The organism is Deinococcus planocerae (assembly GCF_002869765.1).
Classification (GTDB): domain Bacteria; phylum Deinococcota; class Deinococci; order Deinococcales; family Deinococcaceae; genus Deinococcus; species Deinococcus planocerae.
The window spans coordinates 41,516-55,774 of sequence record NZ_PNOR01000019.1 but is presented as its reverse complement, the minus strand read 5'-3'; the positions used below and the strand labels follow the sequence as shown (position 1 = coordinate 55,774).

Sequence of the window (14,259 nt, the reverse complement as noted above, 5' to 3'; positions counted from 1 at the left end):
CCAATGCGCTACGGGGCGGGCTCTTCCACCTCCGCCACGACCCGCACCGCCCCGTGCCCTGCCGTGGCCGCCGTCACCGTCTCCCGCCACCGCTCCGGCACCTGGAGGGAGACCAGCGTGCCGCGTGTGAGGGAGGCCAGGGTTTCCTCCAGCGCGTCCTGGAGGGCCGCCACCTCGTTCGGGCCGCTGCCCCGGAGGTCTGGAAGGCCGAGCGTCAGCGTGACGAGCGTGCGCCCGCCCACGCGGCCCGGGGCGAGCCCGAGGATCCGCAGCCGCAGCGGCCCCGTGGTTCCGGACAGGCGCCGCACGGTCCCCCGCGTTCCGGCAGCGTCCGTCTGACCCGTGCGGGCCTGCAACTGCGCGTCCTGCACAGCGTTGGAAAGGGAAGCGGCCCCCGCCGGGGAGCCTGCCCGGGCCTCCCCCTCGGCGGCCCGGGCGGCGTCGTGCATGTCCCGGTGGTGGGCCGCCGTGTGCCGCAGGATGGGGCGAACGTCCACCCTCCGCAGGTGGGCGCGGGCCGCCTCGCCAGGGCCCGTGTCCAGCACCGCCATCAGGAGCGCCGGGTCGAGGTCACTGTGGAGCAGCACCGCCGCGCCCGCCGGGACGAGCCGCAGGCCCTCCAGGATCGCCGTCGTCTCCGCGCCCAGGGAATCGCCGCCGGGCCCCGCCCCGCTGGCCTGGCGCACCTGCCGTGTCTGCGGCTGCACAGCCCGCGCCGCCCACCCGCTGAAGGTCTGTCGCCGCTCATGCTTGCTGCTGCCGTCGGTGTAGACGTGCCACGTCTCCGAGGAGTCCGCTGCCGTGTCGCTGGGGGAGGGCATCCCACTCAGGGTGGCACAGGTAGGGTCGGAGGGGGGAGGCTGGGACTGGTACAGCTCCGCAGGAGGGGGGTGGGCGGGCAGGGCAACCTAGTTCACTTCGAAACTCTCGGACTTTGTTTACAGGGCGGAGCTGGTCACACGTCCCCTCACCCCACCCCTCTGCTCCGCAGCTCTCCGGGTCACCCGCAAGGGAGAGGGGGCCAGGCTGCCATTCCCGGCCCAGCCCCCTCCTCGAACAAACTGTATTCCCCGCCGACCTTCGGCAATCCCGTCACGGAAGGCGGCGCCTGCCCGCCCTACCCTCTGGCCCATGTCGTCCGCCCCCACGCACGCCCTGCGCGAAGAGACCTCGGTGCCCGGCGGCACGCGCCTGCGCCTCGATCTGCGGGTCGCCGGGGCCTCTGTGCCCGCCGTCTTGCAACTGCCCACCGTCTCGCCGGGGGTGAGGGTGCCCGCCGCCCTGCTGCTCCACGGCTACTCGTCGCGCGCGGACGTGATGGCCGACTCGGTGGGGACGGCGCTGCTGCGGCGCGGGGTGGCCTCGCTCGCCCCCGACCTGCCGCTGCACGGCACACGCGGCAACCCGCTGGAGTTGCAGTCGCTGCGTAACCCGCTGGAGGTCGCCCGGCTGTGGCGCCTCGCCCTGCGTGAGGGGGCCGCCGGGGTGGAGTTCTTGCGCTCGCACCCCGCGGTCAGGCCGGACGGGGTGGCCCTGGTGGGCTACTCGCTGGGCACGTTCCTGGGGGTGACCGTCGCCGCCCAGAGCCGGGAGGTCCGGGCCCTCGTCCTCGCGGCGGGGGGCGACCTGCCGCTGGGGACGCCCCTTACCGCCGTCGCCCGCGCCATCGTGGACCCCCCCCGTGCCGTGCGCTCGCTCGCGGGGCGCCCCCTGTTGATGGTGAACGGTCGCCACGACCCGGTGATCCGCCCCGACCAGGCCGAGCGGCTCTTCCAGGCGGCGAGTCAGCCCAAGGAACTGCGCTGGTGGAACGGCGGGCACAGCGTCCCGCAGGCGGTCGTGGAGGACTCGGCGGAGTGGCTGGCCGCTCGCCTACGGGGGGAGGGGGTTTCGGGCTGAATCCGCGCTGGGCGTTTGTTCTGTACGTCCTTCATCGGGTCAGCCCGCCCGTTCACCCGCACAGACTCGACCTCGCTGCGTCCGTGAGATGACCCCCGCCCAGGAACAGCCGCCTCTCCCGAGGGGCCAAGGAAAAGGGCGACGAGAAACTTTCCCCGTCGCCCCCGGTCATGCTCGTCGGCTCAGCCGTTGACGACCTCGCCGCCGTTGGGGTGGAGCATCTGGCCGCTGATGTAGCTCGAATCGTCGGACGCGAGGAAGACGAAGCACGTCGCCACCTCAGCGGGCTGGCCGGGGCGGGCCATCGGCACGTCGGCGCCGAAGGTCTCGACCTTCTCGGGCGGGAAGGTGGAGGGGATCAAGGGGGTCCAGATCGGTCCCGGCGCCACGCCGTTCACCCGGATGCCCTTCTCGACGAGCTGCATGGAGAGCGAGCGGGTGAAGGACGTGATCGCGCCCTTGGTGGAGGCGTAGTCCACCAGGGACGGGCTGCCCTTGTAATTCGTCACCGAAGAAGTGTTGATGATCGTCGCGCCCTCCTTCAGGTGCTCCAGCGCGGCCTGCGCCATGTAGAAGTACCCGAAGATGTTCGTGCGGAAGGTCTTTTCGAGCTGCTCGGGCGTGATCTCGGACACGTCCTCCTTGGGGTGCTGCTCGGCGGCGTTGTTCACCAGGATGTCGAGCCGCCCGAAGGTGTCCACCGCCTGCCGCACGGCCTGCTGGCAAAACTGCGGGTCGCCCACGTCGCCCGCGATGGTCAGGCACTTTTGCCCGGCCTCCTCGACGAGCCGCTTGGTCTTCTGGGCGTCCTCCGTCTCGTCGAGGTACACGATGGCGACGTCGGCCCCCTCCCGCGCGAAATGCACGGCGACCGCGCGCCCGATGCCGCTGTCCCCGCCCGTGATGATGGCGGCCTTGCCCTGGAGCTTCCCGGCGGCCTTGTAGTCGAGCTTGATGTAGACGGGCGGCGGGTCCATCTCGGCTTCGATACCGGGCTGTTCGTCCTGCTGCTGGGCGGGTAACGTCTTCTGCTGGTCTTCGCTCATGGGGATATTTGGCTGACTTTGTAAGCGGGCAAACCTTCCCCGCCTTACCCTCTGGACATTCGCTCAACGGCGGCTGAAGCCGCTTTAGGGCCTCCTCAGCCCTTGCCCCCCGCCGTCTAAAGAGAGGTTCATCGTGCCGAATCCCGCCGCGCCCTACGCCTTCACCCTCGAATCATGATGGGGGTCTTTAGGCGCCCCGGAGGTCTCTTACCCCCAGGTCTGCTTTGCTGCGGGGAGTAGGTGTTCACCACCGGGAGGCTTTCCATGAAGATCAAGCTCAAACCCCTCAGCGAGCAGGTCATCGTGATCACGGGCGCGTCGAGCGGCATCGGGCTCTCGACGGCGCGTATGGCCGCGCAGCAGGGCGCCCGGCTGGTGCTCGCCGCCCGCAGCGAGGAGGCCCTGCAAAAGCTCGTCTGGCAGATTACCGACGACGGTGGGCAGGCGGCCTACGTCGTGGCGGACGTGAGCCGCGAGGAGGACGTGGCGCGGGTCGCCGAACTCGCCCGCGAACGCTTCGGCGGCTTCGACACCTGGGTGAACAACGCGGGCGTGGGCATGTACGGACGGCTGGAGGAATTCTCGGTCGAGGACATGCGCCGCCTCTTCGACGTGAACTTCTGGGGGCTGGTCTACGGCTCGCGCGAGGCGCTGAAGACCCTCAAGACGCGCGGCGGGGCGCTGATCAACGTGGGCAGCGTGGTCTCCGACCGCTCGCTCCCGCTCCAGGGCATCTACGCCTCCTCCAAACACGCGGTCAAGGGCTTCACCGACGCGCTGCGCATGGAGCTGGAGGACGAGGAGGCCCCCGTCTCCGTCACGCTGATCAAGCCCGGCCCCATCGACACGCCCTTTCCCATGCACGCGCGCAACTACCTGGAGGTCGAGCCCAAGCACGTGCCGCCCGTGTACGCGCCCGAGACGGTGGCCCGCGCCATCCTGCACGCGGCGACCACCCCCACGCGCGACCTCTTCGTGGGCGGCGGGGGCCGGAACATGGCCGTCCTCGGCAACGTCGCCCCCCGCCTCACCGACAAGGCGATGGAGGCGGGCGTCATCCCCGGCACGAAGAGCGACCGCCCGCCCCTCCCGCCCGAGGCCGACAGCCTGTACAAGCCCTCCGGCTACCTCGCCGAGCGCGGCGACTACCCCGGGATGGTCCGGGGGACGAGCGCGTACACCGAGGGCTCGATGCAGTCGCGGAACATCGGGCTCGCGCTGCTGGGGGCGGGGGTGGCGGCGGCGGTCTGGAGTGCGGCGCGGAAGAAGTGAAGGGGGGTGGGGGGAGGTCGCGGTCGAGCGTCGTACCCCCCTCCCCGACCCTCCCCCACAAGGAGGGAGGGAGAAAAAAGCTCAGGTTCTGGCGTTTTTGCTCCTCCACCAGAAATCAACAACTCTCCCTCCAAAAAGCATCCGGCCCCATTCCCAGGGCCGGACACTCTTTTCACGCTGTTGGGCTGAGCCTCAGTAAGGCTGGGCTTCCTTCGCCCGCTCCTCTGCCTGCTGAACGGCGCCCTCTTCCTTCTCGGTGCGGCTCGGCACGCGGCGCGCGGCCAGACCCTCGGCCACCCGGCGCCCGTAGTCCTCGTCGCACTGGGTGAAGAGTTCGACCATCCGGGCCTGCACCTCGGGGGTGGCCGCCGAGATGTTCTCGACGAGGTTGCCTATCAGGTCGTCGCGCTCCCAGTCCTCGAAGGCGCGGTACTGCTCGCCCGCCTGCTTGAAATTGTTCGTGCGGTCGATGTTCGCGCGCTGGAGGTTGCCCTCGACCCAGGGGGTGTACTCCACGACGTCACGCGGCGCCTCGACGAGCCCGTTCATGGAGCTGGGCTCGTAGTTGACGTGCGGGTTTTGCCCCGGCGCGGTGTCCACCCGGTACGTCATCTGTCCGTCGCGCTGGTTGGTGGCGACGTGCTTTTTCGCCGCGTTGATCGGGAGCTGGAGGTAGTTCGACCCCACCCGGTAGCGCTGCGTGTCCGAGTAGGAGAAGGTGCGGCCCACCAGCATCTTGTCGTCGGAGAAGTCCAGCCCGTCCACGAGGACGCCCGTGCCGAAGGCGACCTGCTCGACTTCCGCGAAGTAGTTCGCGGGGTTGCGGTCGAGGGTCATCTTGCCCACCGGCAGCCAGGGGAACTGGTCGCGCGGCCAGATCTTGGTGTCGTCGAGCGGATCGAAGTCGAGTTCGGGGTGGTCGTCGTCCGACATGATCTGGACGAGGAGTTCCCACTGCGGGTAGTCGCCGCGCTCGATGGCCTCGTAGAGGTCCTGGGTGGCGTGGTTGATGTTCTTGCCCTGGATCGCCTCGGCCTCGGGCTGGGTGAGGTTCTTGATGCCCTGCACGGGCTCCCAGTGGTACTTGACGAGGACGGCCTCGCCCCGGTCGTTCACCCACTTGTAGGTGTTCACGCCCGAGCCCTGCATGTGGCGGTAGTTCGCCGGGATGCCGTGCGGCGAGAACAGCAGGGTCAGCATATGCACCGCTTCCGGCGTGTTGCTCATGAAGTCGAAGATGCGCCCGCCGTCTTGCCGGTTCGTCACCGGATCGGGTTTGAGCGAGTGGATCACGTCCGGGAACTTGATCGCGTCGCGGATGAAAAAGACCTTGAGGTTGTTGCCCACGAGGTCCCAGTTGCCGTCTTCCGTGTAGAACTTGACCGCGAAGCCGCGCGGGTCACGCATCGTCTCCGGCGAGTGGCTGGAGTGGATCACCGTGGAGAAGCGGACGAAGACGGGCGTGCGCTTGCCCGCCTCCTGGAAGAGCTTCGCGCGGGTGTACTTGCTCACCGGCTCGTCGCCGACCTTGCCGTAGGCCTCGAAATAGCCGTGCGCCCCGGCGCCGCGTGCGTGGACCACCCGCTCGGGGATGCGCTCGCGGTCGAAGTGGCTGATCTTTTCCAGGAACTGGTAGTTCTCCAGGGTGGCGGGGCCGCGCGTGCCCACCGTGCGCTGGTTCTGGTTGTTGCGCACCGGGTGGCCCTGCCGGGTGGTGAGCGTGCGCTCGCCCTCGCCCTGGCCCATGCGGGGGTCCCCCGTGCCGCCGACGCCCTCCACGGCGGTGCCGTGCTCGTTGTAGATGGCCTGGCCGTCTCGCTGCTCGCTCATACGCTCTCTCCTTCCCGGCACGCCCCGTAAGCCGTGTCCCCGGTGGTGCCCACGGTCTATCCCGGGGGGCTCAGGGGGGAATGAGAGGAGCCCTAAGCCAAGGCTCAGCGTCGTTTTTCCGCGCTCCGTCACGGTCACGGGCCGGTCACGGGGGGGACACGGGGGGAAGCGCACCATCCCCCCATCCCCCCCGAGCCGCTGCCCACGGTGGCCCGGGGATCAGGAAGGAGGGGCGGGCCCTGCTGTGGAAGGCGGGGAGTCATCACGTGCGGACGGACGCGGCGGAAACGGGCTCAATTTCGCGGAGGCCAGGGAGAGGGCACATGAACGACAACGACGGCAGGAACTTTCAGGACCCGCCCACGGGCGGGGGGCAGGGCGGCGACACCTCGCCCGGCGGCAACACCGGCGGCAACACCGGCGGCAATGAGGAGGCGGTGGACCAGTTCGCGGCTCCCGACGCCCTCGACCGCAACGCCGAGGCCGCCGCGCTGAGCGACTCGCCGGACGCACTCGCCTCGGTCGGCATGGAGCTGCTCGACCTCAAGCGCGCCGTCGAGGACGGGATGTTGCAGACCCTGACCCAGACGGCGGGAACGCGGTCGGTCGAGGCCTTCAGCGCGGCGGGCAACATTCAGGGGGTGGCGATCGGCGCGGGGGGCGACTCCGCCGACGTGTCCTCCGCCGAACCCGGCCTGCCCGCCCTCACGGTCTACGTGGCCGAGCCGACCTCGGTGGACGGGATCAAGGCGGCGCTCGTGGACTCGATGGGGATTCGCGCGGCGTCGAGCGACCGGGTGCCCGTGCAGGTGGTCGTCACCGGGCTGATCGACGCCCAGCCCCACCGCTTCCGCCTGCGGCCCACGCCGGGGGGCGTGTCGGTCGCGCACTTTAGGGTCACGGCGGGCACCATCGGCTGCCTCGCGGTGGGCCGCAGCGCCCCGCGCAACGCCCGGCTGATGGTGCTGAGCAACAACCACGTGCTCGCCAACAGCAACGGCGCCATGTTCGGCGACTGCATCTGCCAGCCCGGCCCCGCCGACGGCGGACGCTGCCCCCAGGACCAGATCGCTATCCTGGAACGCTTCGTCCCGATCAACTTCTCGGGCGGCATCAACTACGTGGACTGCGCGACGGGCTGGGCCTGGCCCGACCGGGTGCGCCGGGAACTCGTGTACCTCAGCGGCGGGAGCCCCGCCTTCTTCCGCATCGGCAGCGCCCCGGTGCTCCCGGCCCTCGGGATGCTCGTCGGCAAGTCCGGGCGGACGACCCAGCTCACCCAGGGCCGCATCACCGGCCTGGGGGCGACCATCAACGTCAACTACGGCGGCGGGCGGATCGCCCAGTTCCGCGACCAGATCGCCATTCAGGGCACGGGCGGCCTCTTCAGCGCGCCCGGCGACTCGGGCTCGTCCATCTGGACCTGGAACGCCCAGCGCAGCCCGGTTGGCCTGCTCTTCGCGGGCGGCGGCGGCGTCACCTTCGCCAACCGCATGACGCGGGTGATCGCGGCGCTCGACATCAACCTCTACACCTGACCAAAGTTCCGGCGGGGCCGCCTCTCCCTCGGGGGTGGCCCCGCCCTCCCTGTGCAGGCTGCTCACGTTGTCGGCTGGGAAGCGGGCCAATAATCCGGGCAACGTTTTCAGGCGGGGTGGAGGGTGGACAGGCCGCGTTCCCCGAAGCCGTTGGTGCTCCTGGCGGGAGCGGCGCTGCTCGTCCTGCCCGGCAGCCTTGTCCCCGGAATGAGTCCGGAAGGAGAGAGGGTCACGATGTCCGATTCCAAGAAGTCCCCCTTCGCCGACTTCCACGAGGAGGCCGCCATGCCCTACGACCCGGACGCGGGGGGCCCTGGAGGGTCGGCGGTCGAGGGCGTGCGGCGGCGCCACGAGGCCGCCCTGCTCGCCCTCCCCGGCGTGACGGGCGTGGCCCTGGGCCGCTCCCCCATCGGCGACGACGCCATCGTCGTGTACCTGCGCGACGCCTCGGCGCGGGGCCGCGTGCCCGCCCAGATCGAGGGCTACCCGGTGCAGACCACGGTGACGGGCGAGATCGACGCCTACTGACGGACGGGCGGAGGCGTCCCGGCTGGGGACCTCCGCCCGCCTCGGGCATAGATTGAGCGGCCCTTACCCGGTCGGCTTCCCTTCCTCCTGCCGCTTGGTGACGACTTCCCGGTAAAAGCCGAGGCGCTGGAGGCGGGCCCCGAACGTGGCGAGCCGGCCCTCCACCGCCTCGTCGTCCAGGCGGAGCTGGGCATAATCTCCACCCAGACCGCTCCACTCGACATGGAGAAGGAAGGTGTGTCCCTCCCGCTCCGAGTCCGGCTCCTCCTGCCACACCGCGAGGCCGAGCACCTGACCGACGCGGGTGGAGCCCGTGTGGATGGCCGGGAGGTAGTCCTCCCGCATGAACGTCACGAAAGCTTCTGTGTCCTGTTCCTTCGGCAACTCGATCCGGTAGACGATCACGGCGTTCCTCCCTCGGTCGATGCGACCTCTCGAAAGGGGTGGGGCGGCCAGACTGCAAGCGTCTTCGGCGCCGCCCCTTGGTTCTCGCTGGCCTTCACCCCACCGACACGATGCTCGCCTCGGTCGTCTGGAGCGGGCCCTGATTCACGCTGCCGTCCATGCCGACGAGGGTCAGGCGGTAGCTGTAGGCGCGTCTTTTCGGGTCGAGCAGGGCGAGGCGCAGGGTGGCCTCCTTGCGGTCCTCGCCCTCCAGCCGCAGGCGTTCCTCGCGGTGGTACCTGTTCGCCGGGTCGTCGTACACCACGTCCACGAAGGCGGCGCGGGTGGTCGCCGGGTCAAAGGCGGGGAAGAAGAGCAGGTCGAGCGCCCCCTCGAAGGGATCGTCGATGGGTACGGCGGTCGCCTTCGTGGTCTGCGGCGGCAGCGTGCGCGTGGTGCCGTCCTCCAGGTGAAAGGTGAGGGTGGAGGTGATCTCACGCTGGTTGGGATCGCTCAGCCGCAGCGCCCACTTCTGCGCGGGCGTGGCCTGGGTGAAGACGAGGTGCGTCTCGTGGGTGAAGCCCTGCCCCGCGTCCGCGTACTGGAGCCCCACGTCCACGCTCCTCACCACGCCCCAGTCGATGCGGCCCGGCACCACGTCCACCTCCAGGAAGCCCAGGTCCTCGTACGGGTTGAGGAAGAGGGTCCGGTCCTCCGTGCGCCGCGCGGGCAGGTCGTAGCTGAAACGCTGCCCGGCCCACGCGCTCTGCGGGTCGAAGTGGTACTGCACCGAGTAGCGGTAGGCCGTGTCGCGCGTGCGGTTCATGAAGACCTGGAAGGTCTGCGCCCCCTGATGCTCGCGGTCGAACACGAGGTCGGTGTGGCGGTGGTTCGTGGGGTCGGCGGGGTCGCCGTAGTCGAGCGCCACCTGGGCGGACTTCAGCCCGATCCGCTCGAAGTCGAGGGGGGCCTCCACCGTCACCGTGAACACGCGGAAGAAGGGGTCGTCGAGGTCCACCTCCAGGAAGTACGTGTGCTTGTCCTGAAGCTGGTCGAGCAACAGCCCGATGAAGCCTTGCGGCGCGTACGTCCGCTGCACCGCGTCCGAGCGGGTGTACTTGAACTTGATCGTCCGCCGCTCCGTCTGCGAGATGAACTTGAGCTTGAGCGCGACCGCGAAGTTGCCCGTGCCCCCGTCCGGCGAGGGATTGGGATTCGGGTTCGGCTGGGGGTCGGGCGTCGGGTTCGGGTTGGGCTGAGGATTGGGGTTCGGATTCGGCTGCGGTCCCGGGCCGGGGTCCACCGCGTCCGCCGCGCGGGCGAGGGTGGCGCGCAGGACCGTGCGGCGCTGGGTCGTGCCGCTCGCCATCACCGTTCGGAAGTCGTTGCACTCGTCGCGGTTGGTGCCCGGGTCGTTACCGGGGTCGCCGTCCTTGAACAGCGCCTCCGAGTTGGAGTGGCCCGAGGCGCGCGAGGTCGGGTCGATCTGCACCCCCCGCTTGCGGGCGAGCGCGAGCCCCACGTCGAGCCGCCGTTGCGAGAGCCGCTGGTTGAGCGCCGTGTACGCCGTCTCCTGTGCGGTGTTGCGGGCCTTGACCTCGTAACTCGCCTGCCCCTCCAGCCGCACCGTCTTCGGCTCGGCGAGGCGGCCCAGGAAGGCGAGGAAGTCGGCCTTCGACCCGGTGAAGCAGGAGTCCTGGGGGTCGGATGGCGTGCCCTCGACGTAGCGGGCAAACGCTCCCGTCGGCGGGTCGGCGGCGCTCCAGCCGCCCTCCACGGGCTCGTCGTACTTGAAGCGCAGCCACTCGATGGCGCTGACCGGGGCGTGCGTGACCTCCAGCTCACGGCTCGCCCCCGGCGCGACCTCCACGCCCGCCGTCCGGTCGGCGGCGACGGGCACCTCCACGCCGTCCACCTTCAGCGTCGGCGCGAAATTCGGGTCCCCTCCGACGAGCCGCAGCGTCTCCATGTTGCCGCTCGCCGACGGCGTGTGCTCGATGCGGAAGCCGTCGGGCGCGGGGGAGGGGTCCGAGCCCGTCATGGTGAGGGTGGCGGTCTGGCGCACGGCAGTGGCGGTAGCGCTCGCCGGGCTGGTCGTCCCGGTGGAGGGCGGATTGGTCGGGCCCGTCGGCGGAGTCGGGGTCGTCGTGCCGCCGCCGGGGGGGTTCGTGGTGGTCGGAGGATTGGTCGTGGGCGAGTTGGTGCCCGGCGGGTTCGTCGTGCCACCCCCGGTCGGCGGGGTCGTCCCGCCCGTTCCCGGCTGGGTCGTGCCTCCCGTCGGATTCGGCCTGGGCGTGCTTCCCGCCAGCGTGCCCGGCGTCAGCGTCGGCGTGAACCACTGGGTCAGGAGGTGATCTTTGAAGAAGTCGAGCGCCCACTTCTCCTTCTGCTCGCGGTCGCCGTCGGTCGTGGCGTTGATCACCTTGATCACGATGGCCTGATCCTGCACGAGCTTCTCGAACCCCGCCTCGATGCTCGCCTTGAACCAGTAAATCTGACCGCTGAGGTCGGCGCTGAACTGGCGGTAGACCCGCTCCAGGTCGGCGGTGATCTCCACGTCGAGCGCCGGGCGCATCCCCGTGAAGGTCAGGTCGTACAGCACGCCCACCGGCGTCGTCCCCTTGTGGAAGGCCTGTTCGAGGATGATCGCCCCCTCCTGGCTCAGCGTCAGGCTGAAGGCGGCGGTGTTGTCCCCCTGGAGGGACGGCGTGGTCGCCCCCAGAATCTGCTCGGTGGCGCGGAAGGCGCCGGGCGGCGTGTTGGTGGTCGTTCCCCCCGCCCCCTCCAAGTCGAGCGAGATGCAGCGCACCGTCCCCTTGTCGAACTGCACGAGGCTCAGGCGGGGGTCCGGCGCGAGCGACCGCAGCCGCGAGAGGATGCGCCGCTGCGCCCGGTCGTCGAGCGGCATCCCCACCTCGAACATCAGGAAGCCGCCGCCCTTCACGCCCGCCTGCACGGCGGCAGGCTTGAATTTGATGAAGGTGAAGGAGGCGCGACCGTCGGCCCGCCTGCGACCGAGCTGCACCGGGCCGGGCAGCACCCAGAACTGGTTTTCGTCGGCGTGGTCGGGAAAGACCGTCAGGCCGTCGACGACGATGGAACGCGGACTGTTCAGGAGGAGCATAGGGGACCTCGGGGGAGGGGAGAGGGTGTGGTTTTTTCTCCCTCCCCCCTCGTGGGGGAGGGCCGGGGAGGGGGGGCGACGGAGCGAGCGCCAACGCGGGCGAGATGCCTTGCCTCTCACACGGGCCGCGCCGCAGGTCGCTTGCGTTCACCCCCCCTCCCAGCCTCCCCCACCAGGGGGGAGGAGCAAAAAGATTCAGGCGGGCACCGGCACCTGCAACAGCCCGTCTCCGCTCATCTGGTCGGGCACGGTGCGGTTGAGGTTGTTGACGAAGGTGTACTTGAGGTCGAAGGCGTAGCGCTGTTTGTTGGGGTCCACGTAGTCGAACTCGAAGAACTGGGGTTCGGGCGTGTTCGGCGTGAAGGTGAACTCGTCGCGGTAGCTCAGGCGGTGGTCGGCATCGCTGTAGCGCAGCGAGACGAGGACGGACTTCAGGCGCTTTTGCCCGAAGGCGGCGGAGGCGGGCGGGCGCACCTGGATCACGCGGTGGCCGCGCATCTGCGACGACACGATCACGCGGGGGGCGCGCGTCACCGAGCGCGGAATCTCCAGCGTGCGCCCGTCCTTGAACAGCACCGTGACCGTGTAGCTCACCTCGCGCCGCTCCGGGTCCTCCAGGTCCACCACGAAGGAGCGGGTGGCGGCCTGCGTCTCGGAGAACTCGAAGGACTCAGCCTGCTGCACGCCGTTCGCCCGGTCCTCGTACCGCAGGTCCACGAAGGCGCGGTCCACCTCCGACCAGCGGAAGTTGGGCACGACGGCCAGAACGTGCTTGCGCGGGTTGGGGTCGCGGATGATGATCTGGTCGTCGGTGGAGGAGGTCCACTCGCCGGTCTCGTCGCGCCCGTCCGCCGCCCGGCAGATGATCTGGGAGAGGAAGCCCGCCTTCTCCGGGTCGCGGATGAAGCGTTGCCAGCGGTCCTCCGTCTTGTCCTGGCGCAGCAGGAAGGTATCGGACTGGCGGATGCCGTTCGGCGCGTCGGTGTAGCGCAGGTGGACCTCGACCACCGGGTAACGCTCCCAGGGGAAGTTGAGCGCGACGATGGGCACGGTGTCCAGGGTGTAGAGCCCGTCCGCGCGGGGGTCGATCTCCAGGCGGTCTCCTTCCAGGGTGAAGGGCTTGGAGGTCAACTGGGCGGGCCGCTCGCCGCCGTCCGTGGATTTGAAGTTGACGGTGTACTCGGCCTCCACCTCGCGGGTCATGGAGCCGTCCCGACGCACGACGCTCGCCCAGTCGAGTTCGGCGGTGGGCTTGTTGGCGTCCAGCAGCACGTTCTTGAGCTGGCCGCCGTAGCGCAGCCGCACGTTCACCGAGTTGATCCCGTCCGCCGCGAAGTCCGAGCGCCCGACGATCTTCACGCGCCGCCGCTCGAACCACGGGTCGTCGAGGTCCACCCCGAGGATGAACTTCTCGGGGTCCAGCCCCTCGCGCGTGAGGGTGCGGAAGAGGCCGCTGAGGTGCCCCTGCGGGGAGATCGAGCGCTTGACGGTGGTGCGCTCGCTGATGGAGATGTTCAGCGATTTGCGGTCGATGCGGGTGTAGTCGAGGCGGCTGTAGCTGAAGAGGGCGTCCTGCCCGCCCGCCGGACCCTGCGAGAGGCGGTCGAGGAAGTCCGACGCCCTGTCCCAGCCGTCGCGCTTCTCCTCGTAGGGGTTGAGCGAGGGCGTGAAGAAGGCGTCGGTGATCATGTCCCGCACCTGATCGAGTGCCTGGTCGCGGCGGCCCGACACGCCGTCCTCGTCGCCCTCCGGGATAAAGGTATCGGCCTCCAGCACGATCACCCGCTTGTCGATCAGCTCGTCCACCACCTTGTCGATGTCGGCCTGGAAGAAGAGGGCGTCCACCCCGAAGTGTTCCTCGAAGTGGTGCTGGGTCCGCTCCCAGTCCACCGAGAGCCGCACGTTGTACGCGGGCCGCAGCGCGAGGTAGTCGAGCGAGTACACGATCCCGATGGGCGACATCTCACCCTTCATCGCCTGTTCGAGGACGGTCACGCCCTCCTTGTCGAGCTGCACCGAGAACGCCGCCTGGTTGTCCCCGTACAGCGAGGGCTTGGCGTGGTGGTCGATCTTGAGGACGAACTGGGGTCCGGTCGGCGTGGCCGGGTTGGCCGGAGTCGGGCCGGGAGTGGGATTCGGCGGCGTCGGCGCGGGAGACTGCTTGCCGAACAGCATCATTTTCACGCTGCCGTCTTCGAGGAGGACGGGCGAGAGACGGGGGTCCTGGGTCAGCCGCTCCTGGCTCCGTAACTCGCGCCGCACCTCCTCCAGCGTCTCCCCCGGCACGCCGAGGTTCACGTCGAAGTTCAGGAAGCCGCCGTTCCCGGCCAGCCCCCGGAACTTGATGAGCTGAAACTGCGGGATGCGCTGGCCGCCCTCGTCCTTCAGCATCGTCAGGCGCGGCGCGGCGGGCAGGAAGTAGAACTGGAGCGGGTCCTCGTGGTCGCGGAAGACGGTGACGCCGTGGATGAGGTGGTAGGGGGGTTTGAGGTAGAGCATGGGGCCTCCGAAAAGTGGGACCGAAGGGGGTCGGGGGGCGTGGACGGTTCCCCCCCTCCCCCACAAGGAGGGAGGGAGAAGAACGCTCAGGCTTATGCTCTTTTCCTCCTCCCCCCTCGTGGGGGAGGTTGGGAGGGGG

10 protein-coding genes are annotated in these 14,259 nt (G+C 69.7%); 4 read left to right on the top strand and 6 right to left on the bottom strand.

Annotated features, from left to right (window positions below):
• Nucleotides 1-8 precede the first annotated feature (8 nt).
• The gene (locus A7B18_RS22015; RefSeq protein WP_102126992.1) at nucleotides 9-821 is read right to left on the bottom strand and encodes a ribonuclease H family protein; all 813 of its coding nucleotides are present in this window, start codon (nucleotides 819-821) and stop codon (nucleotides 9-11) included.
• Nucleotides 822-1,131: 310 nt separating this feature from the next.
• Here A7B18_RS22015 and A7B18_RS12290 point away from each other — a divergent pair, with 310 nt between their 5' ends.
• Nucleotides 1,132-1,899: an alpha/beta hydrolase family protein gene (locus A7B18_RS12290; protein ID WP_102126991.1), complete on the top strand. Its 768-nt coding sequence runs from the start codon at nucleotides 1,132-1,134 to the stop codon at nucleotides 1,897-1,899.
• A 182-nt stretch (nucleotides 1,900-2,081) separates the two neighbouring features.
• Here the strand turns inward: A7B18_RS12290 and A7B18_RS12285 are convergent, their stop codons facing one another.
• Entirely contained in the window at nucleotides 2,082-2,945 is an 864-nt protein-coding gene (locus tag A7B18_RS12285) for an SDR family oxidoreductase (RefSeq protein ID WP_102126990.1), read from the bottom strand.
• 264 nt (nucleotides 2,946-3,209) lie between these two features.
• On the opposite strand from A7B18_RS12285, the gene A7B18_RS12280 reads away from it, so the two are divergent.
• On the top strand, nucleotides 3,210-4,217 hold the full coding sequence (locus tag A7B18_RS12280) for an SDR family oxidoreductase (protein ID WP_102126989.1): 1,008 nt from the start codon (nucleotides 3,210-3,212) through the stop codon (nucleotides 4,215-4,217).
• Nucleotides 4,218-4,409: 192 nt separating this feature from the next.
• Here the strand turns inward: A7B18_RS12280 and A7B18_RS12275 are convergent, their stop codons facing one another.
• A complete protein-coding gene (locus A7B18_RS12275; RefSeq protein WP_102126988.1) occupies nucleotides 4,410-6,047 on the bottom strand; it encodes a catalase in 1,638 nt (545 codons plus the stop codon).
• Between the two features lie 323 nt (nucleotides 6,048-6,370).
• Here A7B18_RS12275 and A7B18_RS12270 point away from each other — a divergent pair, with 323 nt between their 5' ends.
• On the top strand, nucleotides 6,371-7,585 hold the full coding sequence (locus A7B18_RS12270; RefSeq protein ID WP_180970138.1) for a chymotrypsin family serine protease: 1,215 nt from the start codon (nucleotides 6,371-6,373) through the stop codon (nucleotides 7,583-7,585).
• A 234-nt stretch (nucleotides 7,586-7,819) separates the two neighbouring features.
• A complete protein-coding gene (locus tag A7B18_RS12265) occupies nucleotides 7,820-8,113 on the top strand; it encodes a hypothetical protein (RefSeq protein WP_102126987.1) in 294 nt (97 codons plus the stop codon).
• A 63-nt stretch (nucleotides 8,114-8,176) separates the two neighbouring features.
• Here A7B18_RS12265 and A7B18_RS12260 read toward each other — a convergent pair whose 3' ends face one another.
• The 3 genes from A7B18_RS12260 to A7B18_RS12250 form a co-directional block, all read right to left on the bottom strand.
• On the bottom strand, nucleotides 8,177-8,518 hold the full coding sequence (locus A7B18_RS12260) for a hypothetical protein (protein WP_102126986.1): 342 nt from the start codon (nucleotides 8,516-8,518) through the stop codon (nucleotides 8,177-8,179).
• Between the two features lie 94 nt (nucleotides 8,519-8,612).
• On the bottom strand, nucleotides 8,613-11,621 hold the full coding sequence (locus A7B18_RS22010) for a hypothetical protein (RefSeq protein ID WP_102126985.1): 3,009 nt from the start codon (nucleotides 11,619-11,621) through the stop codon (nucleotides 8,613-8,615).
• A 195-nt stretch (nucleotides 11,622-11,816) separates the two neighbouring features.
• Nucleotides 11,817-14,120, bottom strand: a complete 2,304-nt coding sequence (locus tag A7B18_RS12250) for a hypothetical protein (RefSeq protein ID WP_102126984.1) — start codon at nucleotides 14,118-14,120, stop codon at nucleotides 11,817-11,819.
• Nucleotides 14,121-14,259: the final 139 nt, after the last annotated feature.

Excerpts from the sequence above, each read along its gene's own strand:
- A7B18_RS22015 (WP_102126992.1), bottom strand. The coding sequence starts at position 821 with ATGCCCTCCCCCAGCGACACGGCAGCGGACTCCTCGGAGACGTGGCAC.
- A7B18_RS12290 (WP_102126991.1), top strand. The coding sequence starts at position 1,132 with ATGTCGTCCGCCCCCACGCACGCCCTGCGCGAAGAGACCTCGGTGCCC.
- A7B18_RS12285 (WP_102126990.1), bottom strand. The coding sequence starts at position 2,945 with ATGAGCGAAGACCAGCAGAAGACGTTACCCGCCCAGCAGCAGGACGAA.
- A7B18_RS12280 (WP_102126989.1), top strand. The coding sequence starts at position 3,210 with ATGAAGATCAAGCTCAAACCCCTCAGCGAGCAGGTCATCGTGATCACG.
- A7B18_RS12275 (WP_102126988.1), bottom strand. The coding sequence starts at position 6,047 with ATGAGCGAGCAGCGAGACGGCCAGGCCATCTACAACGAGCACGGCACC.
- A7B18_RS12270 (WP_180970138.1), top strand. The coding sequence starts at position 6,371 with ATGAACGACAACGACGGCAGGAACTTTCAGGACCCGCCCACGGGCGGG.
- A7B18_RS12265 (WP_102126987.1), top strand. The coding sequence starts at position 7,820 with ATGTCCGATTCCAAGAAGTCCCCCTTCGCCGACTTCCACGAGGAGGCC.
- A7B18_RS22010 (WP_102126985.1), bottom strand. The coding sequence starts at position 11,621 with ATGCTCCTCCTGAACAGTCCGCGTTCCATCGTCGTCGACGGCCTGACG.
- A7B18_RS12250 (WP_102126984.1), bottom strand. The coding sequence starts at position 14,120 with ATGCTCTACCTCAAACCCCCCTACCACCTCATCCACGGCGTCACCGTC.